This window comes from Collinsella sp. AF33-16 (assembly GCF_003475325.1).
Lineage (GTDB): Bacteria > Actinomycetota > Coriobacteriia > Coriobacteriales > Coriobacteriaceae > Collinsella.
The window spans coordinates 1-1,299 of record NZ_QRQC01000049.1 but is presented as its reverse complement, the minus strand read 5'-3'; the positions used below and the strand labels follow the sequence as shown (position 1 = coordinate 1,299).

At 68.7% G+C, this 1,299-nt stretch carries 1 protein-coding gene; it reads left to right on the top strand.

Annotated features, from left to right (window positions below; all coding sequences use genetic code 11):
* Positions 1–1,270: IS3 family transposase (locus DWZ52_RS09810; RefSeq protein WP_233547313.1), on the top strand; the 1,270-nt coding region annotated here is incomplete at its 5' end.
* Positions 1,271–1,299: the final 29 nt, after the last annotated feature.

Here is a 1,299-nt window from a genome sequence, read left to right as displayed (position 1 = left end):
GGGGGTGCGGACAGAAAGTTGGACCGCGGGGCGGTCCGGACTGGAGGTTCGCATGTACAGCAGGGAGAAGGTCGAGCTCTTCCTCCTGGCGACGGAGGACGGCATGGGGCCCACTGCCGCCGCGGAGTTCGCGGGGGTCACGGTGAGCGCGGCCAAGAAGTGGGCGACGGGGCACCTCCCGCGCAGCTACACCGGCGGGGGCTGTAGAATCGTGGCGAGGGAACCGCCACGGAAGGAGGCCAGCTTGGGCCCCGACAAGTCGATCTACGCCCCGCCGGCGACCGGCCCGCTCGCCGGGCTCAACGAGGACCAGATAGAGAACCTGCTGCTCAGGGCGGTGTTGGCCGACCTAAAAGCGGAAGGGTGGGACCCGGCTTCGATCTCGAACAGGAGCAAGTGCGAGCTCGGCGAGAGATTGAGGCGGGCGACCGCCCTGCCCCTCCGCTCGATCACAGGTTTCTTGAGGATATCGAAGAGCTCCTATGAGTACTGGAGGCCCCGCGTCGCCGCGCCGCGCGACCGCGACGCCGACATACGCGACCGCGTGGTGCGCATCTTCCGCGAGGGCTCGGGGTGCTGGGGGTACCGCACCGTCTGGGCGCGCCTGCGCCGCGAGGGCGTCCGCGCCAGCGAGAAGCGCGTGGCCCGCGTGATGCGCGAGGAGGGCCTCGAGGTCGTCTACAACAAGAGGCGCGCCCGGGGCTACAGCTCCTACGCCGGCGAGGTCTCCAAGGCGCCGGAGAACCTCGTGAACAGGAATTTCCACGCCGACGAGCCCAACCGGCTGTGGCTCACCGACATCACCGAGTTCAGGCTCCCGGGCGGCGAGAAGGTCTACCTGAGCCCGGTCATCGACTGCTTCGACGGGATGCCCGTCGCCTGGTCGATCGGGCTGCACCCCGACAAGCGCCTCGCGAACTCGAGCCTGCTCAAGGCCTGCGCGGCGAGGCCGGCGGGCGCGCGCACGACGATCCACTCGGACCGGGGCGGCCACTACCGCTGGCCGGAGTGGATCGGGATCTGCGAGGAGAACGGCCTGGTCAGGAGCATGTCCGCGAAGGGCTGCAGCCCGGACAACTCGGCCTGCGAGGGCTTCTTCGGGCGCCTCAAGAACGAGTTCTTCCGCTACAGGGACTGGGAGGGCGTGACGGCCGAGGAGTTCATGGGGAGGCTCGAGGCCTACCTCGTGTACTATCGGGACGGGCGCATCAAGAAGTCCCTCGAGTGGCTGAGCCCGATGGAGTACCGCAGGAAGCTTGGATACGCCTAGGCGCGGTCCAAGAAATCGTCCGCACCCCC